Source organism: Bradyrhizobium rifense, assembly GCF_008123425.1.
Taxonomy (GTDB): Bacteria; Pseudomonadota; Alphaproteobacteria; order Rhizobiales; family Xanthobacteraceae; genus Bradyrhizobium; species Bradyrhizobium rifense.
Window position 1 is genome coordinate 40,719 of the sequence record NZ_VSSS01000088.1, and the last position, 24,499, is coordinate 65,217.

20 protein-coding genes are annotated in these 24,499 nt (G+C 64.8%); 7 read left to right on the top strand and 13 right to left on the bottom strand.

Annotation, left to right across the window (positions count from 1 at the left end; translation table 11 throughout):
* Positions 1-310: 310 nt before the first annotated feature.
* The gene (locus FXB40_RS43830; RefSeq protein WP_148778445.1) at positions 311-820 is read left to right on the top strand and encodes a septal ring lytic transglycosylase RlpA family protein; all 510 of its coding nucleotides are present in this window, start codon (positions 311-313) and stop codon (positions 818-820) included.
* Positions 821-1,089: 269 nt separating this feature from the next.
* Here FXB40_RS43830 and FXB40_RS43835 read toward each other — a convergent pair whose 3' ends face one another.
* Positions 1,090-3,300: a primosomal protein N' gene (locus FXB40_RS43835; RefSeq protein ID WP_148778446.1), complete on the bottom strand. Its 2,211-nt coding sequence runs from the start codon at positions 3,298-3,300 to the stop codon at positions 1,090-1,092.
* A gap of 123 nt (positions 3,301-3,423) precedes the next feature.
* On the opposite strand from FXB40_RS43835, the gene FXB40_RS43840 reads away from it, so the two are divergent.
* Entirely contained in the window at positions 3,424-4,389 is a 966-nt protein-coding gene (locus FXB40_RS43840) for a tyrosine recombinase XerC (RefSeq protein ID WP_148778447.1), read from the top strand.
* A gap of 114 nt (positions 4,390-4,503) precedes the next feature.
* Positions 4,504-5,097, top strand: coding sequence for a DUF4337 domain-containing protein (locus FXB40_RS43845; RefSeq protein ID WP_148778448.1), 594 nt, complete (start codon positions 4,504-4,506; stop codon positions 5,095-5,097).
* 158 nt (positions 5,098-5,255) lie between these two features.
* Here the strand turns inward: FXB40_RS43845 and FXB40_RS43850 are convergent, their stop codons facing one another.
* The 12 genes from FXB40_RS43850 to FXB40_RS43905 form a co-directional block, all read right to left on the bottom strand.
* Positions 5,256-5,786 (bottom strand): hypothetical protein, encoded by a 531-nt coding sequence (locus FXB40_RS43850; RefSeq protein ID WP_148778449.1) that lies wholly within the window; start codon positions 5,784-5,786, stop codon positions 5,256-5,258.
* Positions 5,787-5,820: 34 nt separating this feature from the next.
* Complete coding sequence (lpdA, locus tag FXB40_RS43855; RefSeq protein ID WP_148778450.1) at positions 5,821-7,221, bottom strand: dihydrolipoyl dehydrogenase; 1,401 nt, start codon at positions 7,219-7,221, stop codon at positions 5,821-5,823.
* Positions 7,222-7,258: 37 nt separating this feature from the next.
* Positions 7,259-8,008 carry an SDR family oxidoreductase gene (locus FXB40_RS43860; protein WP_187437543.1) on the bottom strand — a complete coding sequence of 250 codons (750 nt, stop codon included), beginning with the start codon at positions 8,006-8,008 and terminating at the stop codon, positions 7,259-7,261.
* Between the two features lie 67 nt (positions 8,009-8,075).
* On the bottom strand, positions 8,076-9,320 hold the full coding sequence (gene odhB / locus FXB40_RS43865; RefSeq protein ID WP_148778451.1) for a 2-oxoglutarate dehydrogenase complex dihydrolipoyllysine-residue succinyltransferase: 1,245 nt from the start codon (positions 9,318-9,320) through the stop codon (positions 8,076-8,078).
* A 185-nt stretch (positions 9,321-9,505) separates the two neighbouring features.
* Positions 9,506-12,463, bottom strand: coding sequence for a 2-oxoglutarate dehydrogenase E1 component (locus tag FXB40_RS43870; protein ID WP_148778452.1), 2,958 nt, complete (start codon positions 12,461-12,463; stop codon positions 9,506-9,508).
* 137 nt (positions 12,464-12,600) lie between these two features.
* The gene (gene sucD / locus FXB40_RS43875; RefSeq protein WP_148778453.1) at positions 12,601-13,485 is read right to left on the bottom strand and encodes a succinate--CoA ligase subunit alpha; all 885 of its coding nucleotides are present in this window, start codon (positions 13,483-13,485) and stop codon (positions 12,601-12,603) included.
* A gap of 34 nt (positions 13,486-13,519) precedes the next feature.
* Positions 13,520-13,999, bottom strand: coding sequence for a DUF1579 family protein (locus FXB40_RS43880; RefSeq protein ID WP_148778454.1), 480 nt, complete (start codon positions 13,997-13,999; stop codon positions 13,520-13,522).
* 4 nt (positions 14,000-14,003) lie between these two features.
* Complete coding sequence (gene sucC / locus FXB40_RS43885; RefSeq protein ID WP_148778455.1) at positions 14,004-15,200, bottom strand: ADP-forming succinate--CoA ligase subunit beta; 1,197 nt, start codon at positions 15,198-15,200, stop codon at positions 14,004-14,006.
* Positions 15,201-15,415: 215 nt separating this feature from the next.
* The gene (gene mdh / locus FXB40_RS43890) at positions 15,416-16,384 is read right to left on the bottom strand and encodes a malate dehydrogenase (protein ID WP_063980412.1); all 969 of its coding nucleotides are present in this window, start codon (positions 16,382-16,384) and stop codon (positions 15,416-15,418) included.
* Positions 16,385-16,611: 227 nt separating this feature from the next.
* Positions 16,612-17,799: a cell division protein ZapE gene (gene zapE, locus FXB40_RS43895; protein WP_148778456.1), complete on the bottom strand. Its 1,188-nt coding sequence runs from the start codon at positions 17,797-17,799 to the stop codon at positions 16,612-16,614.
* 124 nt (positions 17,800-17,923) lie between these two features.
* Positions 17,924-18,460: an RNA 2',3'-cyclic phosphodiesterase gene (thpR, locus tag FXB40_RS43900; protein WP_148778457.1), complete on the bottom strand. Its 537-nt coding sequence runs from the start codon at positions 18,458-18,460 to the stop codon at positions 17,924-17,926.
* 175 nt (positions 18,461-18,635) lie between these two features.
* A complete protein-coding gene (locus FXB40_RS43905; protein ID WP_187437544.1) occupies positions 18,636-19,271 on the bottom strand; it encodes an arylesterase in 636 nt (211 codons plus the stop codon).
* Positions 19,272-19,326: 55 nt separating this feature from the next.
* On the opposite strand from FXB40_RS43905, the gene FXB40_RS43910 reads away from it, so the two are divergent.
* The 4 genes from FXB40_RS43910 (at position 19,327) to FXB40_RS43925 (ending at position 24,441) form a co-directional block, all read left to right on the top strand.
* A complete protein-coding gene (locus FXB40_RS43910; protein ID WP_148778459.1) occupies positions 19,327-20,049 on the top strand; it encodes an ABC transporter ATP-binding protein in 723 nt (240 codons plus the stop codon).
* The gene (locus tag FXB40_RS43915; protein ID WP_148778460.1) at positions 20,046-22,616 is read left to right on the top strand and encodes an ABC transporter permease; all 2,571 of its coding nucleotides are present in this window, start codon (positions 20,046-20,048) and stop codon (positions 22,614-22,616) included. The genes FXB40_RS43910 and FXB40_RS43915 overlap by 4 nt, the downstream gene beginning before the upstream one ends.
* Before the next feature lie 271 nt (positions 22,617-22,887).
* The gene (locus FXB40_RS43920) at positions 22,888-23,679 is read left to right on the top strand and encodes a Bax inhibitor-1/YccA family protein (protein WP_187437545.1); all 792 of its coding nucleotides are present in this window, start codon (positions 22,888-22,890) and stop codon (positions 23,677-23,679) included.
* Between the two features lie 231 nt (positions 23,680-23,910).
* Entirely contained in the window at positions 23,911-24,441 is a 531-nt protein-coding gene (locus FXB40_RS43925; protein WP_148778462.1) for a GNAT family N-acetyltransferase, read from the top strand.
* Positions 24,442-24,499: the final 58 nt, after the last annotated feature.

The window sequence follows — 24,499 nt, forward strand, 5'->3', positions numbered from 1 at the left end:
CGGATCGCTGAGGCGTGAACAAATCCGCCTCAGCCTCGTCCGTCGAATACTTACCCAATTCTAAACGCAGGGTGTGATGACTTCGTTTTACAGTATTCGAAAGTAATCGATGCGTTAATAAATCGTTAAGGCGAAATATTACGGAACATCAGTTGAATATCGGTTCTGGTCACAAGATGTTTCATCACGACACAGATAGGATTTACTGCCCAATTCACGCCTTATTAGGGATCGAAACGCCAACCCGCTCGCAAACTCATGGGGGCTCCACTGGCCACATATGTGGCAATACTAGCGTAGGGACCACTAAATGCTGTCTTTGAAGACGCTGGGCACCGTGACCCGGCCGCGTACGGCGCTCGCTTTCGTCGCCGCAACTCTCCTCGTTGGGGGAACTGCCACCGAAGCTTCCGCCAAATCCAGGCATCACCACCGGTACTCTCACCATCATCACGGCCACCAGGCCCAGGACGACACCAACGCGACCTCCGATTGGCGCAACGCCAATGCGTCGATGACGCCGTCGTCGGGCACCGGCCGCAGCTTCTCGGGCATGGCCTCCTATTACGGCAACGAGTCCGGCAGCCGCACCGCCTCGGGCCAGCGCTTCAACCAGAACGCCATGACCGCGGCGCACCGTTCGCTGCCGTTCGGCACCAAGCTGCGCGTCACCCATGGCGGCTCGAGTGTCATCGTCACCATCAATGACCGTGGCCCGTTCGTGCGCGGCCGCGTGCTCGACCTCTCCACGGGTGCAGCCCGCGCCATCGGCCTCACCGGTGCCGGCGTCGGCCGCGTTACCGCGGAAGTCGTCTCGTAAGGACGCGAGCAGCGTGAAATAAGCCCGCCGTCTTGGGGAACGGCGGGCTTTTTTGTTGGCGCCGATTCGTAGCCCGGATGGAGCGCAGCGAAATCCGGGGTTCTCACCTTGCGGACAGACTTTCCCGGATTGCGCTTCGCTCCATCCGGGCTACAGGTGGATTTCATTTGCTCCGTCATTGCGAGCGAAGCGAAGCAATCCAGACTGCCACCGCGGTGGGACTCTGGATTGCTTCGCTTCGCTCGCAATGACGGGGATAGAGCGGGGGCCTACAAAAAACTCTGCGGGTCGACGTCGACCTCGAGCTTTTGATTCCCCTTCGGCTTCGGGCACACCGCGAGCCAGTTCCGCAGATAATCCGACAGATCAAAACCGCGCGCCGATTTCACCAGGATGCGGAAGCGGTAGCGGCCCTTGATCACGGCGAGCGGGGCTTCGGCCGGGCCCAGCACCATCACACGCTCGTCGCGCGGCGCGAGTGCGACGAGACGGCGGCCCAGGCCTTCGGCGCTCGGACGGTCGCCCGCCGAGATGATCAGGCTCGCGAGCCGGCCGAACGGCGGATAGAGCGTGCGCTCGCGTAAGTCGATCTCGCTGTCGTAGAAGGCCTCGCGGTCGCAGGCGATCAGCGCCTTCATCACGGGATGATCGGGCTGATGGGTCTGGAGATAGCCGACGCCGCGGCCCTGCTCGCGCCCGGCGCGGCCGATCACCTGGTTGAGCAATTGCCAGGTGCGTTCCGCTGCACGCGGATCGCCGTTGCTAAGGCCGAGATCCGCGTCGACCACGCCGACCAGATTGAGCCGCGGGAAATTGTGCCCCTTGGCGACGAGTTGCGTGCCGATGATGATGTCGACGCGCCCCTCCGCGATCTCGGCAAGCTCGCTGCGCATCGTCTCGATCGAGGTGATGAGGTCGCTCGACAGCACCATGGTGCGCGCGTTCGGAAACAGCGCGGCCGCCTCCTCCTGCAGGCGCTCGACGCCGGGGCCGACCGCGACAAGCGATTCCTCCGCCGCGCAATGCGGGCAGGTCTGCGGGCGTGGCATCGAGAAGCCGCAATGGTGACAAACGAGGCGCTGGCGAAAGCGGTGATCGACCAGCCAGGCATCGCAGATCGTGCAGGCAAAGCGATGGCCGCAGGCACGACACAGCGTCAGCGGCGCATAGCCGCGGCGGTTGAGGAACAGCAGCGCCTGCTCGTGCTTTTCGATCGCGGTTCTGATCTCGCCCGCCAGCCGCGGCGAAATGAAGCGGCCGCGCGCAGGCGGCTCGCGACGCATGTCGATCGCCTCGATATGCGGCATGTGCTGGCCGCCGAAGCGCGAGGGCAGCGCGATGCGCTGATAGCGGTTCTTGCGCGCATTGACCTCGGACTCGACCGACGGCGTCGCGGAGGCCAGCACGATCGGGATTTTTGCGATATGCGCGCGCACCACCGCCATGTCGCGGGCATGGTAATGCACGCCCTCGTCCTGCTTGTAGGCCTGGTCGTGCTCTTCATCGACCACGATGAGGCCGAGATTGGCATAGGGCAGAAACAGCGCCGAACGCGCGCCGACCACGACCGGCGCGGTCCCTTCCGAAATCGCCGCCCAATTGCGCGCGCGGGTGCGCGGCGTCAGCTCGGAGTGCCACTCGATCGGCCGCACGCCGAAACGTTGCGCGAAGCGATCGAGGAACTGGCCGGTGAGCGCGATCTCCGGCATCAGGATCAGCGTCTGCTTGCCGCGCCGGATCGATTCCGCGATCGCCTCGAAATAGACCTCGGTCTTGCCCGAGCCGGTGACACCGTCGAGCAGCGCGACGTGGAAGGTGCCGTTGGCCGCGAGCGCGCGCATCGCATCCACGCCGGCGCGCTGCAGCGGCGAAAAATCCGGCCGGCCGAAATCCGGATCGGGCGCCGGCGGCGGTGGCGGCGGCGGCATCGGCTCGACCGTCAGCGTGCCTTCGTCGACCAGACCGTCGATCACGCCGGCCGACACGCCGGCTTCCTTGGCGGCCTCGGATTTGGCGTGCAGCAGCCGGTCCGACAGCACCTCCATCACGCGCTGCCGTGCCGGCGTCAGCCGCTTCGGGGGATCGCCGACCAGGCGCACGCCGGCGCGCACGCGCTCGGGCCCGAGATTCTCGCCCATCCGCAGGCACATCCGCAGCACCATGCCGCGCGGGCTCAGCGTGTAATTGGCGACCCAGTCGACGACGGAACGCAGCTCACCCTTCAGCGGCGGAAGATCGAGCTTCTCGTTGACCTCCTTGAGGCGGTTGTGCAGGCGCGGATCGGGATTGGCGTTTTCCGCCCAGACCACGGCGAGCACCTCGCGCGGCCCGAGCGGCACGCCGACGAGATCGCCGGCCTTCAGCTCCATGCCGCGCGGCACCTTGTAGGAATAGGTCTGGTCGAGCGCGACCGGCACCAGCACGTCGACCATGCGGGTCGCGTTGGCGGGGGCGGTTTGGCTGCGCGACGAATGATCCATCAATGATCTTTGGGTGGAGAATCGGAACCTGGGGGCCTTGAGGCTAGCCGCCCGAGGCCGCCTTAGCGAACAGTAAAGGGGTGTGATGCGATATACTGTGCGGAATCATTACGTCCAGAGCGCATGAGCAAAGCGGCCGCCCCACCAATCGAGCTCGCCAGCGCCGATCCCTCGATCGCGCAGGAGATGACGCGCTGGCTGTCGCATCTCGGCGCCGAGCGCCGGCTGTCGCCGAAGACGCTGGAGGCCTATGCGCGCGACCTGCGGCAGTGCCTGGATTTCCTGTGCAGCCATTGGGGCGAACGCGTGACGCTCACCCGTTTTGCCTCGCTGGAAGCCACCGACATCCGCGCCTTCATGGCGATGCGGCGTGCCGACGATATTGCCGGCCGCTCCCTGATGCGCGCACTCGCGGGCCTGCGCTCCTTCGGCCGTTTTCTGGAGCGCGAAGGCAAGGGCAAGGTCGGCGCACTCTCCGCGATCCGCGCGCCGAAGGTCGCAAAAACCTTGCCGAAGCCGCTGCCGATGGCATCGGCAAAACGCCTGGCCGACGCCGACGAGCGCGCCGGCGAGGATCGCGAGACCTGGATTCTGGCGCGCGACGCCGCCGTGATGGCGTTGCTCTATGGATCGGGCCTGCGCATTTCCGAGGCGCTCGGCCTGAAGCGCCGCGAGGTGCCGAAGGCCGGCGAAGGCGACGTGCTTGTCGTCACCGGCAAAGGCAACAAGACGCGCATGGTGCCGGTGCTGCAGAATGTGCTGGCGCTGATCGACGAATATGTCGGGATGTGCCCGCATGCGCTGCGGCCGGAGGGACCGATCTTCGTCGGCGCGCGCGGCGGTCCGTTGAGCCCGCGGATCATTCAGCTCGCGATGGAGCGTCTGCGCGGCGCGCTTGGGCTGCCCGACAGCGCCACGCCGCATGCGCTGAGGCACTCCTTCGCCACGCATCTGCTCTCGCGCGGCGGCGATCTGCGCGCCATTCAGGAATTGCTCGGCCATTCCTCGCTCTCGACCACGCAGATCTATACCGGCATCGATTCTGAACGATTGCTGGAGGTCTATGCGAGCGCGCATCCAAGGCGCTGAGAGAGGCGCTGAACTGCTCGCTAGTTCCTGACATCAGCCTGTCATCACCCGCATGCCTCTTGCGCGGTGCCCGCGGTTCGGTCAATCGTGGGGAACCGACACAGGAGGGGACTCATGAGCGCACACGAAAGCATGGAGCATGCGGAGCATGCCGAGCACGCATCCGGCGAGAACAAGAAGATCGCCCTTCTGATCGCGGTGCTGGCGCTGTTCCTGGCGATCTCGGAAACACTCGGCAAGGGCGCGCAGACCGAGTCGATCAGCAAGAACGTCGAGGCCTCCAATCTCTGGGCGTTCTTCCAGGCCAAGAGCATCCGCCGCACCGTCGTCCAGACCGCCGCCGACCAGGGCAAGCTGACGCTGGGCGCCGCCACCGATGACGCCATGAAGGCCGCGGTGCAGAAGCAGATCGACGACTGGCAGAAGACCGCGGCGCGCTACCGCTCCGAGCCCGAGACCGGCGAAGGCACCGAGCAGCTCGCCGAGAAGGCCAAGGAGGCCGAGCACGTGCGCGACGAGGCGACCGCGAAATATCATCACTTCGAGCTGGCGTCGGCCGCCTTCCAGATCGGCATCGTGCTGGCCTCGGCCACCATCATCACCGGCATGCTGCCGCTCGCCTGGGTCGCCGGCCTCTTGACGCTCGCCGGCCTAGGCATGACCGTGCTCGGCGCATGGGCGCCGCATCTGTTGCATCTGCACGGGTGAGGGGCGCTAATCTCAATCCGTCATCCTGAGGTGCGAGGCGTGCGATGCGAAGCAGCGCACGAGGGGCCTCGAAGGATGAGCGGCCGAGATGCAACGGGGCCGTCGCCCTTCGAGGCTCGCCGAAGAGGCGAGCACCTCAGGGTGACGGGGAGGCATAATCAGCGCGCCTCGTGCACGCTCTTGCGAAAGCGCTGGATCAGACGGAGCGTGCGCGAGGACCAGCCTTCGCCGTTGCCCTTGATCAGCTCGCGGATGCGCCGCTTGACCGGTTCGACCAGTTCGGTCGCCTTGGCGCGCATCCTCAAGACCAGCTCGTAGAGCCGCTCGAACCAGTGCATCTCAAGCAGCTTGTCGCGCGTGACGTCGAACACGAAGGCGGTGACGCCGACGCCGAGCATCTTTGCGAACAGGATCGTAAACACCGCGCTGGTCCAGTATTCATGCGTGAGCAGCCACAGGCCGACCAGCTTGAGCGGAAACAGCGGGATGATCGGGACGGCGAAGACGATCAACGTCATCGCCGGGGAGAGTGCGTCGACGCGCTCCGACAGCCATTCCTTGAACCGGGCGAGCGGGATCAGTGCGACAACCCGCGCGACGATCGGCTCGCAATGGTCCCACAGCCAGGCTTCGATCAAAAAGATGATCGCAAGCAGGACCCAGACCGGTTGAAGAAGGCGGCGCAGCATGTGTTTCCCGCCCGATTCGGCTCTGGGCGCGGACCTACATATGGATGGCCCGCTTGCCGACTGCAAGCGCGGCTTCCTTGATGGCCTCGGAGCGGGTCGGATGCGCGTGGCAGGTGCGGGCGAGATCTTCCGCACTGCCACCGAACTCCATGAGAACGCAGGCTTCATGGATCATTTCGCCGGCCTCGATGCCGATAATGTGCACGCCGAGCACGCGGTCAGTCTTCGCATCTGCGAGAATCTTCACAAAGCCGTCAGTGGTCTGATTGACCTTGGAGCGGCCGTTGGCGGTAAAGGGAAACTTCCCGACGGTATAAGCGACGCCGGCCTGCTTCAGCTCTTCCTCGGTCTTGCCGACGGAGGACACTTCCGGGGTGGTATACACGACGCCTGGGATAACGTCGTAGTTCACATGGCCGGCTTGCCCTGCGATGATCTCAGCGACCGCAACGCCCTCATCCTCGGCCTTGTGCGCGAGCATGGGACCCGCGACGACGTCGCCGATGGCATAGACGCCCTTCAGGCTGGTGGCGAAATGCGGATCGATCTGCACGCGACCGCGCGGATCGAGCGCAACGCCGGCTTCCTTCAGGCCGAGCCCGTCGGTGTACGGCACACGGCCGATACAGACGAGCACGACGTCGGCCTCTAACGTCTCGGCGGCGCCGCCGGCAGCGGGCTCGATGGTCGCCTTCAGCGTCTTGCCTGACGTGTCGACCGCGGTGACCTTGGCGCCGAGCTTGAACGCAAAGCCCTGCTTCTCGAGGATGCGCTGGAATTGTTTTGCAATTTCGCCGTCCATGCCGGGCAGGATGCGATCCAGGAACTCGACAACGACGACTTCGGCGCCGAGCCGCTTCCACACCGAGCCGAGCTCGAGGCCGATCACGCCGGCGCCGACGATCAGAAGCTTGCCGGGGACCTTGTCCAGCGACAGCGCACCGGTCGACGACACGATGCGCTTCTCGTCGATCTCGATGCCCTTGAGGCGCGCGATGTCCGAGCCGGTGGCGATCACGATATTCCTGGTCTCGATCACCTGCGACTTGCCGTCGGCGGAGACTTCGACCTTGCCGGTGCCAAGAATCTTGCCGGTGCCCTTGAGCACGTCGACCTTGTTCTTCTTCATCAGAAACTCGACGCCCTTGACGTTGCCGTCGATGCCCTGCTGCTTGAAGTTCATCATCGCCGGCAATTCGAGCTTCGGCGCGGAGACGCTGACGCCCATCTTGGCGAAGGAATGCCCGGCTTCCTCGAACATCTCGGAGGCATGCAGCAGCGCCTTCGACGGCATGCAGCCGACATTGAGGCAGGTGCCGCCGAGGGTGGCGTTCTTTTCGATCACGGCGACTTTCATGCCGAGCTGGCTTGCGCGCACCGCGCAGACATAACCGCCAGGTCCGGTGCCGATGACGACGAGATCGTAGGTAGCCATGAGAGAAGTCCCGTAAGTTTAGCGTTGTGAGGATGTGTCAGCGTCCGCCGGACACATCGAGAATGGCTGAGGTGACGTAGGAGGCATCGTCCGACATCAGCCAGACGATGGCATTGGCGATTTCATCGGCGGTGCCGACGCGCTTCATCGGCACCATGTGGGCCAGACGATGATGCCGATCGGGCTCGCCGCCGGAGGCGTGGATGTCCGTGTCGATCAGGCCGGGGCGAATGCCCGCGACGCGAATGCCTTCGGCAGCGACTTCGTAGCCGAGGCCGATGGTGAAGGAATCGATCGCGCCCTTAGACGCGGCATAATCGACGTAAGTGTTGGGCGCGCCGAGCTTGGCAGCAACCGATGACAGATTGACGATGACGCCGCCCTTGCCGCCGTGCTTGGTCGACATCCGCTTCACCGCCTCGCGCGCGCAGAGGATGGAGCCGGTGACGTTGACCGCCATCACGCGCTGGATGCGCTCGGCCGACATCTCGTCGACGCGCACGCCGCTCTTGCCGACAATGCCGCCATTGTTGACGAGTGCGGCAAGCGTGCCGAACTTATCGGCTTCCTTGAACAAATCGATGATGTCGCTTTCCTCGGCGACATCGCATTTCACGGCAATCGCCTTGCCGTTGCCGGCCTCGATCTCGGCGACCACCTCGTCGGCGGCCGTCTTGTTGCTGGCATAGCCGACCACGACGCGGTAGCCGCGCGCGGCCGCCGCAAGCGCGGTCGCCCGCCCGATGCCGCGGCTGCCGCCGGTGATGACAACGACTTTATCGGTCACGCGCGCCTCCAAGGTTCGACACACGCCGTCGCGCCAAAGGGCGACGGCGCTTGCAGAGCATCAGGGATCAGAGGTCCAGCACCAGGCGCGCCGGATCTTCCAGGCTCTCCTTGACGCGGACCAGGAAGGTCACGGCTTCCTTGCCGTCGATCACGCGGTGATCGTAGGACAGCGCCAGATACATCATCGGGCGGACCTCGACCTTGCCGCCGACGACCATCGGGCGATCCTGGATCTTGTGCATGCCGAGGATGCCGGACTGCGGCGCGTTCAGGATCGGGGTCGACATCAGCGAGCCGTAGATGCCGCCATTGGTGATGGTGAAGGTGCCGCCCTGCATCTCGTCGATCTTGAGCTGGCCGTCACGGGCGCGGCGACCGAAATCGGCGATGCCCTTCTCGATGTCGGCGATCGACTTGTTGTCGCAATCGCGCACCACGGGCACGACGAGGCCCTTGTCGGTGCCGACGGCGACGCCGATGTGGTAATAGTTCTTGTAGATCAAATCGGTGCCGTCGATCTCGGCGTTGACGGCCGGGATGTCCTTCAGCCCCTGCACGACGGCCTTGGTGAAGAAGCCCATGAAGCCGAGCTTCGAGCCGTGCTTCTTCTCGAACGCATCCTTGTAGTGCGCGCGCAGCGCCATGACGTTGGTCATGTCGACCTCGTTGAAGGTCGTGAGCATGGCCGCGGTGTTCTGCACGTCCTTGAGGCGGCGCGCGATGGTCTGGCGCAGGCGGGTCATCTTGACGCGCTCTTCGCGGGCGGCGTCATCGGCCGGCGAAGCGCTGCGGACCTGCATGGCCGCGGCGGGCTGGTTGACCGGGGTCGGCGCGGAGGCCGCACGCTCGATCGCGGCGAGCATGTCGCCCTTGGTGACGCGGCCGTCCTTGCCCGAGCCCGGAACGGTGGAGGCATCGACGCCGGTCTCGGCGGAGAGCTTGCGCACGGACGGAGCGAGCGGGGCATCAGCCGGCGGCGCCTTCGGCGCGGCAGAAGCGGCAGCCGGAGCCACAGCGGCGGCCGCCGGAGCAGCAGCAGGCTTGGCGGGCGCAGCAGCCGGCTTTGCGCCGGCGGCACCTTCGGTGATCTGGCCGAGCAGCGCGCCGACCGCAACAGTCGTACCGTCAGCAGCGATGATCTCGCTCAGCGTACCGGCGGAGGGCGCCGGGACCTCGATGGTGACCTTGTCGGTCTCGAGCTCCACCAAGGGCTCGTCGACGGCGACGGCATCGCCGGCCTTCTTGAACCAGCGGCCGATGGTGGCCTCGGTGACGGATTCGCCGAGCGTCGGCACACGAATTTCAGTCATGGTCTTTTCCTTAAGGGATCGCCAATGCGGTCGTGAATTCGGGGGGTGTCATCGGCCCGCGAAAAGCAGGCCATCCAGCAAACCGGGACGCATCGCATTCACGAGGACGTCACGATCTACCGGATGCCCCGCCCTTGTGCGCAATTGCGCACTGGGGGGCGGGGCATGACGCAGTTCGAAAAAGTTCAGCTCAGTGCTTCGTCCAGGAATGCCTTCAACTGCGCCTGATGCTTGGACATCAGACCAGTGGCGGTCGCGGCGGAAGCGGCGCGGCCGACATAACGCGGACGCCGGCTCACGCCGTTCACCTGGTTCATCACCCATTCCAGATAGGGCTCGATGAAGTGCCACGCACCCATGTTGCGCGGCTCTTCCTGGCACCAGATCACTTCGGCCTTCTTGAAGCGCGACAGCTCGGCCACCAGCGCCTTCAGCGGCACCGGATAGAGCTGCTCGACGCGCATCAAATAGATGTCGTCGATGCCGCGCTTCTCGCGCTCCTCGTAAAGGTCGTAATAGACCTTGCCGGTGCAGAGCACGATGCGGCGGATCTTGTCGTCCGGAACGAGCTTGATGGCCTCGTTCGGCAGCATCTGGGCGTCATCATAGAGGATGCGGTGGAAGGTCGTTCCCTTTGCGAGCTCTTCGAGCCGCGACACGGCCCGCTTGTGACGCAGCAGCGACTTCGGCGTCATCAGGATCAGCGGCTTGCGGATCTCGCGATGCAGCTGGCGGCGCAGCACGTGGAAGTAGTTCGCCGGCGTGGTCGGATAGACCACCTGCATGTTGTCTTCCGCGCACATCTGGAGATAACGCTCCAGACGCGCCGAGGAATGCTCCGGTCCCTGACCCTCATAGCCATGCGGCAGCAGGCAGACGAGGCCGGACATGCGCAGCCATTTGCGTTCGCCAGAGGAGATGAACTGGTCGAACACGACCTGCGCACCGTTGGCGAAGTCGCCGAACTGGGCTTCCCACAGGGTCAGCGTGTTCGGCTCGGCGAGCGAATAGCCGTATTCGAAGCCGAGCACGGCTTCTTCCGACAGCAGCGAGTTGATGACCTCGTAATGGCCCTGCTCGTGGCCGAGATGGTTATATGGCGTGTAGCGGCTCTCGTCTTCCTGGTCGATCAGGACCGAGTGGCGCTGCGAGAAGGTGCCGCGCTCCGAGTCCTGGCCTGACAGGCGGACGTGATGGTTCTCGTTGAGCAGCGTGCAGAACGCCAGCGCCTCGCCGGTCGCCCAGTCGATGCCGGCACCGGTGTCGATCGCCTTTGAGCGGTTCTCGAGGAAACGCTGGATGGTGCGATGAACGCGGAAACCGTCCGGCACCTTGGTGATCTTGCGGCCGATGTCCTTCAGCTCGGTGACGTCGACGCCGGTGACACCGCGCCGCGCATCCTCTTCCTGATCGGCGATCTTGAAGCCGGCCCACTTGCCGTCGAGCCAGTCGGCCTTGTTCGGCTTGTAGGAGGTGCCGGCCTCGAACTCGGCATCGAGCCGCGCGCGCCAGTCGGCCTTGGCCTTGTCGACCTCGCCCTCGGTCATCACGCCTTCGCTGATCAGGCGGCGGGCATAGAGCTCAAGCGTTGTCGGATGGGCCGCGATCTTCTTGTACATCACCGGCTGGGTGAACGCCGGCTCGTCGCCCTCGTTATGGCCGTGCCTGCGGTAGCAGAACATGTCGATGACGACGGGCTTGTGGAATTTCTGCCGGAATTCGGTCGCGACCTTGGCCGCGAACACCACGGCTTCCGGATCGTCACCGTTCACGTGGAAGATCGGCGCGTCGATCATCTTCGCCACATCCGACGGATAGGGCGAGGAGCGCGAGTAGCGCGGATAGGTGGTGAAGCCGATCTGGTTGTTGACGATGAAGTGCACGGAGCCGCCGGTGCGGTAGCCCTTCAGGTCGGACAGACCAAAACATTCCGCGACGACGCCCTGGCCGGCGAACGCGGCGTCGCCATGCATCAGCAGCGGCATCACCGAAATGCGCTGGTCCGGCGGATCGCCATGCTGGTCCTGCTTGGCGCGGACCTTGCCAAGCACGACGGGATCGACGATCTCGAGATGCGAGGGGTTCGCGGTCAGCGACAGATGGATGCGGTTGCCGTCGAACTCGCGGTCCGAGGACGCGCCGAGGTGATACTTGACGTCACCCGAGCCTTCGACCGCGTCGGGGTTGGCCGAGCCGCCCTTGAATTCATGGAACAGGGCGCGATGGGCCTTGCCCATCACCTGCGTCAGCACGTTGAGGCGGCCGCGATGCGGCATGCCGACCACGACTTCCTTCACGCCGAGATTGCCGCCGCGCTTGATGATCTGCTCGAGCGCGGGGATCAGCGATTCAGCACCGTCGAGACCGAAGCGCTTGGTGCCGGTGAACTTGGTGTCGCAGAACTTCTCGAAGCCTTCGGCTTCGACCAGCTTCATCAGGATGGCGCGGCGACCTTCGCGGGTGAACGATATCTCCTTGTCCAGCCCTTCGATGCGCTCCTGGATCCAGGCCTTCTGCGCAGCGTTGCTGATGTGCATGAACTCGACGCCAAGCGTCTGGCAGTAGGTGCGCTCGCAGATCGCGGTGATCTCGCGCAGGCTTGCGTATTCGAGGCCGAGCACGTGATCGAGGAATATCTTGCGGTCGAAATCGGCCTCGCTGAAGCCGTAGGTGCGGGGATCGAGCTCTTCGCGGTTGCGCGGGGCCTCGATGCCGAGCGGATCGAGCTTGGCGTGGAAGTGGCCGCGCATGCGGTAGGAGCGGATCAGCATCAGCGCGCGGACGGAGTCGCGCGTGGCCTGGAGCACGTCGGCGGAAGAGACATCCGCGCCCTTGGCCTGCGCCTTGGCGGCGATCTTGGCGCCGACCGCCTTTTCGACTTCCGCCCAGTTGCCGTCGAGCGCGGAGGTCAGGTCGTCCTTCGGCGTCAGCGGCCAGTTGGCGCGCTCCCAGGACGGGCCCTCGGCGTTCTTCCGGACGTCAGCGGGCTGGTCGTTGAGGCTCTTGAAGAACTCCTGCCACTCGGCGTCGACCGAGGACGGATCCTTCTCGTAGCGGGCGTAGATTTCGTCGATGTAGGTGGCGTTGGTGCCCTGCAAAAAGGAGGAGAGGGCAAAGGCTGCGTTCGCGTCCTGGCGAGACATACTTGAGTTCCTGGCGATTTCGGTTCGCGCATAACAAACGGCGCTGGCGCTGAGCTCCCCGGCAGAGGCTCAGCGCGACAGGCACCATTTACCCTATTTGCTGCGAAACTTCGCCCGGAAAAGTACGAAGGAGTGAATTAGCCTTTCAATTTTTCGGCAAGCGTATGGCCGAGGCGCGCGGGCGACGGCGACACTGTAATCCCTGCGGATTTCATCGCGTCGGTCTTGGAACCGGCGTCGCCCTTGCCGCCCGAAATGATCGCGCCGGCATGGCCCATGCGGCGGCCGGGAGGTGCGGTCACGCCGGCGATGAAACCGACCATCGGCTTCTTGCGGCCGCGCTTGGCCTCGTCCTTGAGGAATTGGGCGGCGTCTTCCTCGGCGGAACCGCCGATCTCGCCGATCATGATGATCGATTCGGTCTTGGGGTCGGCCAGCAGCATCTCGAGGACGTCGATGAACTCGGTGCCCTTGACCGGGTCGCCGCCGATGCCGACCGCGGTGGTCTGGCCGAGGCCTTCCTGCGAGGTCTGGAACACGGCTTCGTAGGTCAGCGTGCCCGAGCGGGAGACGATGCCGACGGAGCCGGTCTTGAAGATGTTGGCCGGCATGATGCCGATCTTGCACTCGCCGGCGGTCATTACGCCCGGGCAGTTCGGCCCGATCAGACGCGACTTGGAGGCCGCGAGCGAGCGCTTCACGCGCACCATGTCGATGACCGGGATGCCCTCGGTGATGCAGACGATCAGCGGGACCTCGGCGTCGATGGCTTCGCAGATCGCGTCGGCTGCGCCCGGCGGCGGCACGTAGATCACCGATGCATCCGCGCCGGTCTTCTCACGCGCCTCGCGGACGGTGTCGAACACCGGCAGGTTCAGATGGGTCGCGCCGCCTTTGCCGGGCGACGTGCCGCCGACCATCTTGGTGCCATAGGCAATCGCGGCTTCGGAGTGGAAGGTGCCGTTCTTGCCGGTGAAGCCCTGGCAGATGACCTTGGTGTTCTTGTCGATCAGGATGGACATGAGGTGTGCTTTCGCGAAACTAACGAGTGAGAGGTCAGTGGATGCGGCGGTAGACGCCGGTGAGCACGTCAGCCCAGCCTTCCGCGTCCGGCGAGAACTGGATCTTCAACGAGTAGGAATTGTCGTCGATGATCTCATAGACGTGGCGCGCATTGCCGCGGAGCGAGCCGCGCACCAGCGTCAGGGTCTTGCCGACCCACCCGCCGGACGCGGGCGAGGGCGGCGTGTAGCCGAGTGAATCGTACCAGAACAATTTGTAGGTCCGGTCCTCGCGGTCCCAGGTGAAGATGCCGTGGGTGGCGAAGGCCTGCTTGCCGTCGCGCATCTGGATCGCGTCCTGGATCAGATAGAACCCATTGAGATCCATGCGCGCCACGGTGCGCGAGGTCGCCTGCCCGCCTTCGGTCCAGCGCGACGGAAAGACCACCTCTTCGCCATTCCATTCGCCGGCGAACGCGGCGAGACGCGCATGCTCTGCAAGTGGGGCTGATGCGGCGAGATGGTCTTGGGCCATGGCCTTAGCCTCCCTGGACGGCCTTCACGATCTTCTGCGCGGCGTCGTCGAGATTGTCGGCAGGCACCACGTTCAGGCCGGATTCACGGATGATCTTCTTGCCGAGCTCGACATTGGTGCCTTCGAGGCGAACCACCAGCGGCACGCTGAGGCCGACCTCGCGCACGGCGGCGGTGACGCCCTCGGCGATCACGTCGCACTTCATGATACCACCGAAGATGTTGACCAGGATGCCCTTCACGTTGGGATCCGCGGTGATGATCTTGAACGCGGCCGCGACCTTCTCCTTGCTGGCGCTGCCGCCGACGTCGAGGAAGTTCGCCGGCGCCATGCCGTAGAGCTTGATGATGTCCATCGTCGCCATGGCGAGACCGGCGCCGTTGACCATGCAGCCGATATTGCCGTCGAGGGTGACGTAGTTGAGGTCGTACTTGGACGCCTCGATTTCCTTGGCGTCTTCCTCGGTCTCGTCGCGCAGCGCGAGCACTTCGGGATGACGGAACAGCGCGTTGTCGTCGAACGACACCTTGGCGTCGAGCACGCGGAGCTGGCCCTGCTTGGTCACGACCAGCGGGTTGATCTCCAGCATCGACATGTCCTTGGCGACGAAGGCGGCGTAGAGCTGCGCGGTGAGCTTCTCGGCCTGCTTGGCGAGATCACCGGAGAGCTTCAGCGCGTTGGCGACGGTGCGGCCGTGATGGCCCATGATGCCGGTCGCGGGATCGACCGAGAAGGTCACGATCTTCTCAGGACTGTTGTGCGCGACGTCCTCGATGTTGACGCCGCCTTCGGTCGAGACCACGAACGAGACGCGCGAGGTCTCGCGGTCGACCAGGATCGAGAGGTAGAACTCCTTGTCGATGTCGGAGCCGTCCTCGATGTAGAGGTGGTTGACCTGCTTGCCGGCGGCGCCGGTCTGGATCGTCACGAGGGTGGCGCCGAGCATCTGCTTGGCGAATTCGGAGACCTCAGCGGCCGACTTGGCGATACGGACGCCGCCCTTGTCGCCAGCCGAGGCTTCCTTGAACTTGCCCTTGCCGCGGCCGCCGGCATGGATCTGGCTCTTCACCACCCAGACCGGGCCCGGGAGAGCCTTGGCGGCGGCTTCCGCGTCAGCGGCCTTCAGGACCGGAACGCCCTTCGAGATCGCTACGCCGAACTCGTTCAGCAGCGCTTTGGCCTGATATTCATGGATATTCATATGGTCGCTCCCTGAACCCGCGGGCGGTGACCCCTAGGGGCCCACCTCAGTCTTGTGGCTGGCATACCATATACCACAGGAACTGCAACCCGGATTCTCTGACATCGAAATCGCGGAACCGGAACCCGCCCAGCCTTCAACAACGGTTGCAGCCGGGGTCCGGAAATGAAACCGCCGAAGACCGGGTTTCGATCTTCGGCGGGGATTGTTTGCCCTTAGCGGCCGAGAAGATCGGGTGCGATCTTCTTGCAGGCATCGACGAGGCCCTGCACCGCGCCGACGGACTTGTCGAAGGCCTCGCGGTCCTTGCCGGTGAGCTCGATCTCGACGACGCGCTCGACGCCCTTGGCGCCGATCACGACGGGCACGCCGACATACATGTCCTTCACGCCGTATTCGCCGTTGAGGTAGGCAGCCGAGGCCAGCACGCGCTTCTTGTCGCGCAGATAGCTCTCCGCCATAGCGATGGCCGAAGCGGCCGGCGCGTAGAAGGCCGAGCCGGTCTTGAGCAGATTGACGATCTCGGCGCCGCCGTTGCGGGTGCGGTCGACGATCTCGTCGAGGCGCGCCTGCGAGGTCCAGCCCATCTTGACGAGGTCGGGCAGCGGGATGCCCGCGACGGTGGAGTACTTCACCAGCGGCACCATGGTGTCGCCATGGCCGCCGAGCACGAAGGCAGTGACGTCTTCAACCGAGACGTTGAACTCGTCGGCCAGGAAGTAGCGGAAGCGCGAGGAATCCAGCACGCCGGCCATGCCGACGACCTTCTTGTGCGGAAGGCCCGAGGCCTTCTGCAGCGCCCAGACCATGGCGTCGAGCGGGTTGGTGATGCAGATGACGAAGGCGTCGGGGGCGTACTTCTTGATGCCGGCACCGACCTGCTCCATGACCTTGAGGTTGATGGAGAGGAGGTCGTCGCGGCTCATGCCGGGCTTGCGCGGCACGCCGGCGGTGACGATGCAGACCTTGGCGTTGTCCAGGGCCTCGTAGGAGTTGGCGCCGGTATAGTGCGCGTCGAAACCGTCGACCGGCGAGGACTGCGCGATGTCGAGCGCCTTGCCCTGCGGCACGCCCTCGGCGATGTCGAACATCACGACGTCGCCCAGTTCTTTCAGGCCGATGAGGTGAGCCAGCGTTCCGCCGATCTGGCCGGAGCCAATCAAAGCAATCTTGTCGCGCGCCATGTGAACCTGTCCTTTAGACACGTGAGGGAAAAACTGAATGGGTGGTTATCCCTTTCGCTTCCGCCGTTCAAGTCGGTGGATGCCCATTTGTCGGGCTTGCTGATGCCTGGGGCACGCAGCCCTGTCATTCTCTGGCGCGCGGGCGCTAACCCGAAAGCCACGCACCGGAGTCCGGGCGCGCCCGCGAAGGCGGACCGTCCCGGAATGACAGCGCTGGCAAATAGGACTTAAGTCTCCACCAGGCCCTTGGTGGAGCCACTGGCGGTGGAATCCTTGCGGCCGTGAGCCAGCGCCAGATAGGATTCCGAGCTCATCTCGATCAGGCGCGACGAGGTCCGCTTGAACTCCATCGCCTCGGTGCCCTCGTGGGCGAGGTAGAGCGAGATCGGGTTGGCATCGGCCGAGGCCATCAGCTTCACGGCATTGTCATAGAGCGTGTCGATCAGCGTGATGAAGCGCTTGGCGGCGTTGCGCTGGGAGAAGTCCATCACTGGAATATGGTCGACCAGGATGGTGTGATAGTCGTGCGCCAGCCTGAGGTAGTCGGATGCGCCGAGCGGCTTCTCGCAGAGATCGGCGAACGGAAACCGCGCGACGCCATGGGCCGAGCACGGCACGTGCAGGGTGCGGCCCTTGATCGAAATGTCGCGCGACTTGCATTTGGCGTTGCCGGTCATCTTCGACCAGGCGCGGTCGAGCGCGGCATCGGCATCGCCGTCCGCCGGCGTCAGCCACATCGGTACGCCCTGAAGTTTCTCCAGCCGGAAATCCGTGCGCGCATCCAGCCGCCGCACGTCCATGTGGTCGGTGATCTGCTTGATGAAGGGCAGGAACAGCGCGCGGTTCAAGCCGCCCTTGTAGAGATCGTCGGGCGCGACGTTGGAGGTCGCGACCACGACGGTGCCGAGCTCGAACAATTTAGCGAACAGGCGTCCCAGGATCATCGCGTCGGCGATGTCGGTGACGTGGAATTCGTCGAAGCAGAGCAGCCAGCTCTCCTCGAAGATCGCGTGCGCGGTCAGCGCGATGACATCGCCGTCGGCGGTCTCGCCGCGCGCGATGCTCTGGCGATAGTCGTAGATGTGCTCATGCACGTCCGCCATGAATTCGTGGAAATGCGCGCGCCGCTTGTGCTCGACGGTGGAGTGCTGGAAGAACAGATCCATCAGCATGGTCTTGCCGCGGCCGACCTCGCCATGGACATAGAGCCCGTGCGGCGCCTCATCCTTGTCACTGCCGCTGAACAGACGGCTGAGCAGGCCCTGCTTGCGCTGCGGCTTGTAGTTCGCGAGCCGCAGGTCGAGCGCGGCATAGGCCTCGGCGACTTCGGCCTGCGCAGCGTCAGGCTCGATCGCGCCGGACGCGATCTGGGCCTGATACGCTTCGCTGAAAGAGGAGTTTTGGGTGGAGAGCATCGCTCTTTACCGCCAGAGACCGGCGGAAATTGCAAGCCGTCAATTGGTGCGGGGCGCTATGCGTTCCGCGTCCCAGACGCTGCAGCGCGCGGGACCCACTATTTCGTTCATCGTGGAGCGGACGTCACTCACACAGCTCGTAGGCGTCCTCAACGACATACGGACCACCGCCGGTCGATGCGCGTGACGAGAACAGCACGAACCGCTCCGCCATAAACGCCTTGCTCGGGAAGTAGCCGCGCAGCGAGAGATAGTCGGCGACGTCACGGTCGGTGGCGTCATGCAGCCGGGCCAGCGTGACATGCGGAATGAATTTGCGCCCTTCGGGATCGAGGCCGATCCGCTGCATCATGCGTTCGAGCTCGGCCTGCAAATCCATCAGCGGCTTGCTCGGCGCGATGGTGGCGACCACCGCGCGCGGCTTGCGACCGCCGAAGCTTTGCAGGCCCTGCACTTTCACTTCGAAAGGCTTGCGGTCGACGCGAAACAGCATCGACGCGATCTCGTTGGCGGAGATGCCATCGATATCGCCGATGAAGCGCAGGGTGACGTGATAATTTTCGGGATCGATCCAGCGGGCGCCTGGAAGGCCACCTCGCAAATTGGAAAGCGTCTGGCAGACCTCGGTCGGGATTTCCAGACCAGTGAACAAACGCGGCATCGTTTCGCACTCCCGATGCTTGGGCATGATCCGAGGGTAAGGATCATATCCAAATTTTAGAGCCGGCGACGAATCATCTGTACTTCAATTCCTATCGCAGTTGTGTGACTCTGCGAAGAGTGCCTAACGCTACACCGGGAAAACCCTGGTTGTTAGGGTTAGCATTGCCTGCTTTTCAACGGCGTTGCTCGCCGATCGTGCGCAGGAATGCCTCTACCGTGGGCAGCATGTTGTTGACGACGATGTCGACGCCTGCCGCAGTCGGATGAATGCCGTCGGCCTGGTTGAGCCTGGCGTCGGCCGCGACACCGTCGAGGAAGAACGGATAGAGCGGCAGGTCGAACTGTTTTGCCAGATCCGGATAAATCGAATTGAAGCGCGCGCCATAGTCCGCGCCGAAATTCGGCGGCGCCAGCATGCCACACAGCATCACGGCGATCTTGCGCGCCTTGAGACGCCCGACGATGTCGGTCAGCGCCGCGCGCGTCAAGTCGGGGTCGATGCCGCGCATCGCGTCGTTGGCGCCGAGCTCGAGGATGACGCCCTCGGTTCCGTCGGGCACCGACCAGTCGAGCCGGTCGCGCCCCCCCGACGAGGTGTCGCCCGACACCCCGGCGTTGATCATGTCTACGGCTATGCCTTTGGCCTGCAACGCTTTTTGCAGCTTGGCGGGGAACGCATCCTGGGCCGGAAGGCCGAGACCGGCACTCAAGGAATCGCCTAAAACGACAAGCTTGATCGGTTTTGTCGTTTCTGCCCAAGCCGGATTGGCGACCGTCATCAAAGCGATCATCAACACGGCTATGTGCATGAAGAATCCGTAACGCCTCTCGACCGCACGTGCGGAGTTGCCATATGACCGGACCATGGACAGTCGCATCGAATCCTCTTCGCTCGCCGGCACCACGCCGGACACCATCGCCATCTCCAACGTCAATCTCTCATTGGGGTCGGGGGCAGCACGCGTTCACATCCTCAAGGATATCAGCCTGCGCGTCGGCTCGGGGGAGACGATCGGCCTGATCGGCCCGTCAGGCTCGGGCAAATCCACGCTGCTGATGGTGATGGCGGGGCTGGAGCGTCCTGATAGCGGAGAGGTGGTGGTCAACGGCACGCCTTTCAATGCCCTCGACGAAGACGCGCTGGCCCGCTTCCGCGGCCGCCAGGTCGGCATCGTCTTCCAGTCCTTCCATCTGATTCCGACGATGACGGCGCTGGAGAATGTCGCCGTGCCGCTCGAGCTCGCCGGCAATCCCGATGCCAACAAGCGCGCAGCCGAGGAGCTGCAATCGGTCGGGCTCGGCGATCGCCTGCATCATTATCCGACGCAGCTCTCCGGCGGCGAGCAGCAGCGCGTCGCGCTTGCGCGCGCGCTGGCACCCGATCCCGCCATCCTCGTCGCTGACGAGCCGACCGGCAATCTCGACGAGGCCACGGGCAAGCAGATCGTCGATCTGCTCTTCACCAAGCATGCCGAGCGCGGGATGACGCTGGTGCTGGTCACGCATGATTCCTCGCTCGCGCATCGCTGCGATCGCGTGATCCGCCTGCGCTCGGGCCGCATCGACACGCAGACAACCAACGCATGAGCGTCGTCATCGAACCGTTTACGAAGCCGAACGGCGTCGCGCTGTCGCTGCGCTACGCACTGCGCGAATTGCGCGGGGGCCTGCGCGGCTTCTACGTCTTCATCGCCTGCATCGCGCTCGGCGTGATGGCGATTGCCGGCGTCGGCTCGGTGTCGGCGAGCCTCAGCGATGGCCTTGCGCGCGAGGGCCGCACGCTGCTCGGCGGCGACGTTTCCTTCGTGCTGTTCCAGCGCGAGGCGAAGCCCGAAGAAGTTGCCTTCCTGCGCTCGCGCGGCACCGTCTCCGTGGCCTCCACGCTGCGCGGCATGGCGCGCTCGGCCGAGGGCAAGCTGGCGCTGGTCGAGATGAAGGCGGTCGACGACACCTATCCGATGCTCGGACAGCTGACGCTGGCGCCGCAATTGCCGCTGACCGATCTGCTCGCGGAGCGCGACGGCGCATTCGGCGCCGCCGCCGATCCGACGCTTCTTGCGCGTCTTTCCCTCAAGATCGGCGACCGCGTCACCATCGGCTCTGCGACCTTCCAGGTCCGCAGCAGCGTCGAGGCCGAGCCCGACAAGCTCGCCGGCGGCATCGGTTTTGGTCCGCGCTTCCTGATCAGCGAGGCGGCCTTGCGCGCCACCGGCCTGGTCCAGCCCGGCAGCCTGGTGCGCTGGGTCTACCGCGTCAAACTGCCTGACGCCACCAACAGCGACCGCGCCACCGACGCCTTCATCGCGGACGCCCGCAACGCCGCGCCGCAGGCCGGCTGGGAAGTCCGCAGCCGCTCCAACGCCTCGCCGCAACTCGAACGCAATATCAGCCGCTTCACGCAATTCCTGACCCTGGTCGGCCTCGCCGCACTGCTGGTCGGCGGCGTCGGCGTCGCCAACGCCGTGAAGAGCCATATCGATCGCCGGCTCGAGGTGATCGCGGCCCTCAAGGCCGTCGGCGCCACAGGGCGCGACGTATTCGGTATTTATCTCGCGCAGGTCGTCCTGCTCGCCGCGATCGGCTCGGTGATTGGGCTGGCGCTCGGCGCCGCGATGCCGTTTGCCATCGTCGGCCTGTTCGGAAAACTGTTGCCGCTCCCGGTGGTCCCGGCCGTGCACGCCGACGAGCTCGCGCTGTCCTTTGTCTACGGCCTCCTAACCGCGCTCGCCTTCGGCCTGTGGCCGCTCGGCCGCGTGCACGACGTGCCGGTCGCGGCACTGTTCCGGGACACCATCGCTGCCGAATGGCACCGGCCGCGCTGGAGCTATCTCGCCTTCATGGGCGTCGTTGTTGCGCTCCTCGTCGCGGTCGTGATCGGCCTGTCCTTCGACAAGCGCATCGCTGCGGTGTTCGTGGCCTCCTCCGTCGTCGTGTTCGTCGTGCTGCGCGGTGTCGCCGCCGTGCTGATGGCGATCGCGCGACGGCTGCCGCGCACGCGCTTCACGATGCTGCGGCTTGCGATCGCCAACATCCACCGGCCGGGCGCACTGACGCCCTCGGTCGTGCTGTCGCTCGGCCTCGGTCTCGCCGTGCTCGTCACCATCACCCAGATCGACGGCAATCTGCGCCGGCAGTTCCTGGCGGCGCTGCCCGAGCACGCGCCGTCGTTCTACTTCATCGACATACCAAGCACCCAGGCCGCCCCCTTCGACGACTATCTACGCCAGATCGCCCCCAGCGCGAAGGTCGAGGACGTGCCGATGCTGCGCGGGCGCATCGTCGCCGCCCGCGGCGTCCGCGCCGAGGACCTCAAGCCCACCACCGATTCCGAATGGGTGCTGCAGAGCGACCGCGGCCTGACCTATACCGGCGAGCTGCCAAAGGGCTCCAAGGTGGTCGAGGGCGAATGGTGGGGCGCCGACTATTCCGGCCCGCCGCTGGTCTCGATGGAGAAGAAGATCGCCGACGGCCTCGGCCTCAAGCTCGGCGACGAGGTCATGGTCAACGTGCTCGGCCGCGACATCCCAGCGAAAATCGGCAATCTGCGCACCATCGACTGGCAGGGGCTCGGCATCAATTTCGTGCTGGTGTTCTCGCCGAACGCCTTCAAGGGCGCGCCCCATACCCACATCGCCACGCTGACGGAGGCCGGCGGCGACGCGACCGGCGACGGCAAGATCATCAAGCAGGTCGCGGATGCTTACCCGATGGTGACGAGCGTACGCGTGCGCGAGGTGATGGAGACGGTCGGCGCGGTCGTGACCAACCTCGCGCTTGCGATCCGCGGTGCCAGCGCCGTGACCCTGATCTCGGCGATCCTGGTGCTGGGCGGCGCACTGGCCGCCGGCCATCGCCACCGGGTCTATGACGCGGTGATCCTGAAGACGCTGGGCGCCACGCGGCTGCGGCTGCTCGGCGCCTATGCGCTCGAATATCTCCTGATCGGCCTTGCCACCGCCGTGTTCGGCGTGATCGCCGGCAGCATCGCGGCCTGGATGATCGTGACGCGGCTGATGACGCTGACCTTCGTCTGGCAGGCCGGCAGCGCGGCCGGCGTGGTGGCCGCCGCCCTGGTCGTCACCGTCGGGCTCGGGCTTGCCGGCACGCTGCTGGCGTTGAACAAAAAGCCTGCCACAGTGTTGCGCAATTTGTGACAAAAGGTAGCGGGTGGCTGCGCCGGACCGGAATCGCGCGATTCCTGCGATTAACCACCTCTACTCGTCTGGATTGCGCGCCAAGGGCGACATTCAGCCGCGCGTGGACGGTTGCAGCGGATGTGTTAGTTTCCCACATATCGGATGGGTTCGGAGCCCCGATTGTTAGCCAAAATTAATGTCGGCAGACGTCGGTATCCGAGATAGAATTTGACGAACCGGCGGCATGGCAACCCTCATGCCGGACCGGGCAACCAACGGGAATTCGACCATGTCGGACCTAGACCGCAATTACGCTTCTCCTTTCGGCAGGGCCGCCGGGCGTGTTGACGCCGCGACGGTCGACGCCGGTCTGCGCGCTTACATGCTGCGCATCTACAATTACATGAGCATTGGCCTGGCCATCACCGGCCTGGCCGCGCTTGGAGTCTACATGGCTGCCGTAACCGACGTTCCGACCCCGGAAGCCGTCCGCGTCGGCAAGCTGTTCCTGACGCCGTTCGGCTACGCGATGTTCGTGAGCCCGCTGAAATATCTGTTCATGCTGGCGCCGCTCGCCATGGTGTTCGTGATCTCGGCCGGCATCAACCGTCTCGCCCCCTCGACCGCCCAGATCCTGTTCTGGGTGTTCTCGGCGCTGATGGGCATCTCGCTGTCCTCGATCTTCCTGGTGTACACCCACACCTCGATCGTGCGGGTGTTCTTCATCACCGCGGCGACTTTCGGCGCGCTCAGCCTCTACGGCTACACCACCAAGCGTGACATGAGCGGCATGGGCTCGTTCCTGTTCATGGGCCTGATCGGCATCATCATCGCGAGCCTGGTGAACCTGTTCCTGGCCAGCTCGGTGCTGCAGTTCGTGGTGTCGGTGGTCGGCGTTCTCGTGTTCGCGGGCCTCACCGCCTGGGATACGCAGCGGCTGAAGAACGACTACATCTACGGCTACGCTTCGGCCGGCGGTGACATCGCCGAGCGTGCGGCGATCTCCGGCGCGCTGTCGCTGTATTTGAACTTCATCAACCTGTTCACGCTGCTGCTGCAGCTCCTCGGCCAGCGCGACTAAGCGCCGGGCTAGAGAGAACGGACACGAACCCCGGCCGCGAGGCCGGGGTTTTTGTTTAGGGGCCCGGGTGTTTCCCCAACCACCGTCATCGCGAGCGCAGCGAAGCAATCCAGAGTCCCTCCGCGGATGCATTTCTGGATTGCTTCGTCGCAAGGGCTCTTCGCAATGACGGGGTATGTGGAAGCGGCGTTGCCTCTTCCAGCCGCCGCGCGAAGCCTCTAATCTTCCGCCATGTCCGCACCCGAAATCAGGCCCACGACCGAGGCCGACCTCCCCGCCATCACCGCCATCTATCAGCAGGCCGTCCGCGAAGGCACTGCGACGTTCGAGCTGGAGCCGCCCGACCTAGCCGAGATGACACGGCGCTATCGCACGCTGGTCGACGGCGGCTATCCCTATTTCGTCGCCATGCTAGACGGCCGCGTCGCCGGCTACGCCTATGCCGGCGCCTACCGACCGCGGCCGGCCTATCGCTTCACGGTCGAGAACTCGATCTATCTCGATCCCTCCTTCCACCGCCGCGGCATCGGCTCGCTGCTGCTGGAGCGGCTGATCACCGAATGCGAGGCGCGCGGCTTCCGCCAGATGATCGCCGTGATCGGCGATTCCGCCAATGCCGGCTCGATCGGCGTGCACACCAGAGGCGGCTTCAGGATGATCGGCACGCATCCGAATGTCGGCCTGAAATTCGGCCGCTGGCTCGATACGGTGATGATGCAGCGCGACCTCGGCGAGGGCGCGAGCACGGTACCGGGGAAATAATCCGGTCTCGTAGGGTGGGCAAAGCAAAGCGTGCCCACCATCCGTAGCGATTGAGAAA

What these genes read in the sequence shown, in the direction of transcription:
- FXB40_RS43830 (WP_148778445.1), top strand. Translation starts at nt 311, where the DNA reads ATGCTGTCTTTGAAGACGCTGGGCACCGTGACCCGGCCGCGTACGGCG.
- FXB40_RS43835 (WP_148778446.1), bottom strand. Translation starts at nt 3,300, where the DNA reads ATGGATCATTCGTCGCGCAGCCAAACCGCCCCCGCCAACGCGACCCGC.
- FXB40_RS43840 (WP_148778447.1), top strand. Translation starts at nt 3,424, where the DNA reads ATGAGCAAAGCGGCCGCCCCACCAATCGAGCTCGCCAGCGCCGATCCC.
- FXB40_RS43845 (WP_148778448.1), top strand. Translation starts at nt 4,504, where the DNA reads ATGAGCGCACACGAAAGCATGGAGCATGCGGAGCATGCCGAGCACGCA.
- FXB40_RS43850 (WP_148778449.1), bottom strand. Translation starts at nt 5,786, where the DNA reads ATGCTGCGCCGCCTTCTTCAACCGGTCTGGGTCCTGCTTGCGATCATC.
- lpdA (WP_148778450.1), bottom strand. Translation starts at nt 7,221, where the DNA reads ATGGCTACCTACGATCTCGTCGTCATCGGCACCGGACCTGGCGGTTAT.
- odhB (WP_148778451.1), bottom strand. Translation starts at nt 9,320, where the DNA reads ATGACTGAAATTCGTGTGCCGACGCTCGGCGAATCCGTCACCGAGGCC.
- FXB40_RS43870 (WP_148778452.1), bottom strand. Translation starts at nt 12,463, where the DNA reads ATGTCTCGCCAGGACGCGAACGCAGCCTTTGCCCTCTCCTCCTTTTTG.
- sucD (WP_148778453.1), bottom strand. Translation starts at nt 13,485, where the DNA reads ATGTCCATCCTGATCGACAAGAACACCAAGGTCATCTGCCAGGGCTTC.
- FXB40_RS43880 (WP_148778454.1), bottom strand. Translation starts at nt 13,999, where the DNA reads ATGGCCCAAGACCATCTCGCCGCATCAGCCCCACTTGCAGAGCATGCG.
- sucC (WP_148778455.1), bottom strand. Translation starts at nt 15,200, where the DNA reads ATGAATATCCATGAATATCAGGCCAAAGCGCTGCTGAACGAGTTCGGC.
- mdh (WP_063980412.1), bottom strand. Translation starts at nt 16,384, where the DNA reads ATGGCGCGCGACAAGATTGCTTTGATTGGCTCCGGCCAGATCGGCGGA.
- zapE (WP_148778456.1), bottom strand. Translation starts at nt 17,799, where the DNA reads ATGCTCTCCACCCAAAACTCCTCTTTCAGCGAAGCGTATCAGGCCCAG.
- thpR (WP_148778457.1), bottom strand. Translation starts at nt 18,460, where the DNA reads ATGCCGCGTTTGTTCACTGGTCTGGAAATCCCGACCGAGGTCTGCCAG.
- FXB40_RS43905 (WP_187437544.1), bottom strand. Translation starts at nt 19,271, where the DNA reads ATGCACATAGCCGTGTTGATGATCGCTTTGATGACGGTCGCCAATCCG.
- FXB40_RS43910 (WP_148778459.1), top strand. Translation starts at nt 19,327, where the DNA reads ATGGACAGTCGCATCGAATCCTCTTCGCTCGCCGGCACCACGCCGGAC.
- FXB40_RS43915 (WP_148778460.1), top strand. Translation starts at nt 20,046, where the DNA reads ATGAGCGTCGTCATCGAACCGTTTACGAAGCCGAACGGCGTCGCGCTG.
- FXB40_RS43920 (WP_187437545.1), top strand. Translation starts at nt 22,888, where the DNA reads ATGTCGGACCTAGACCGCAATTACGCTTCTCCTTTCGGCAGGGCCGCC.
- FXB40_RS43925 (WP_148778462.1), top strand. Translation starts at nt 23,911, where the DNA reads ATGTCCGCACCCGAAATCAGGCCCACGACCGAGGCCGACCTCCCCGCC.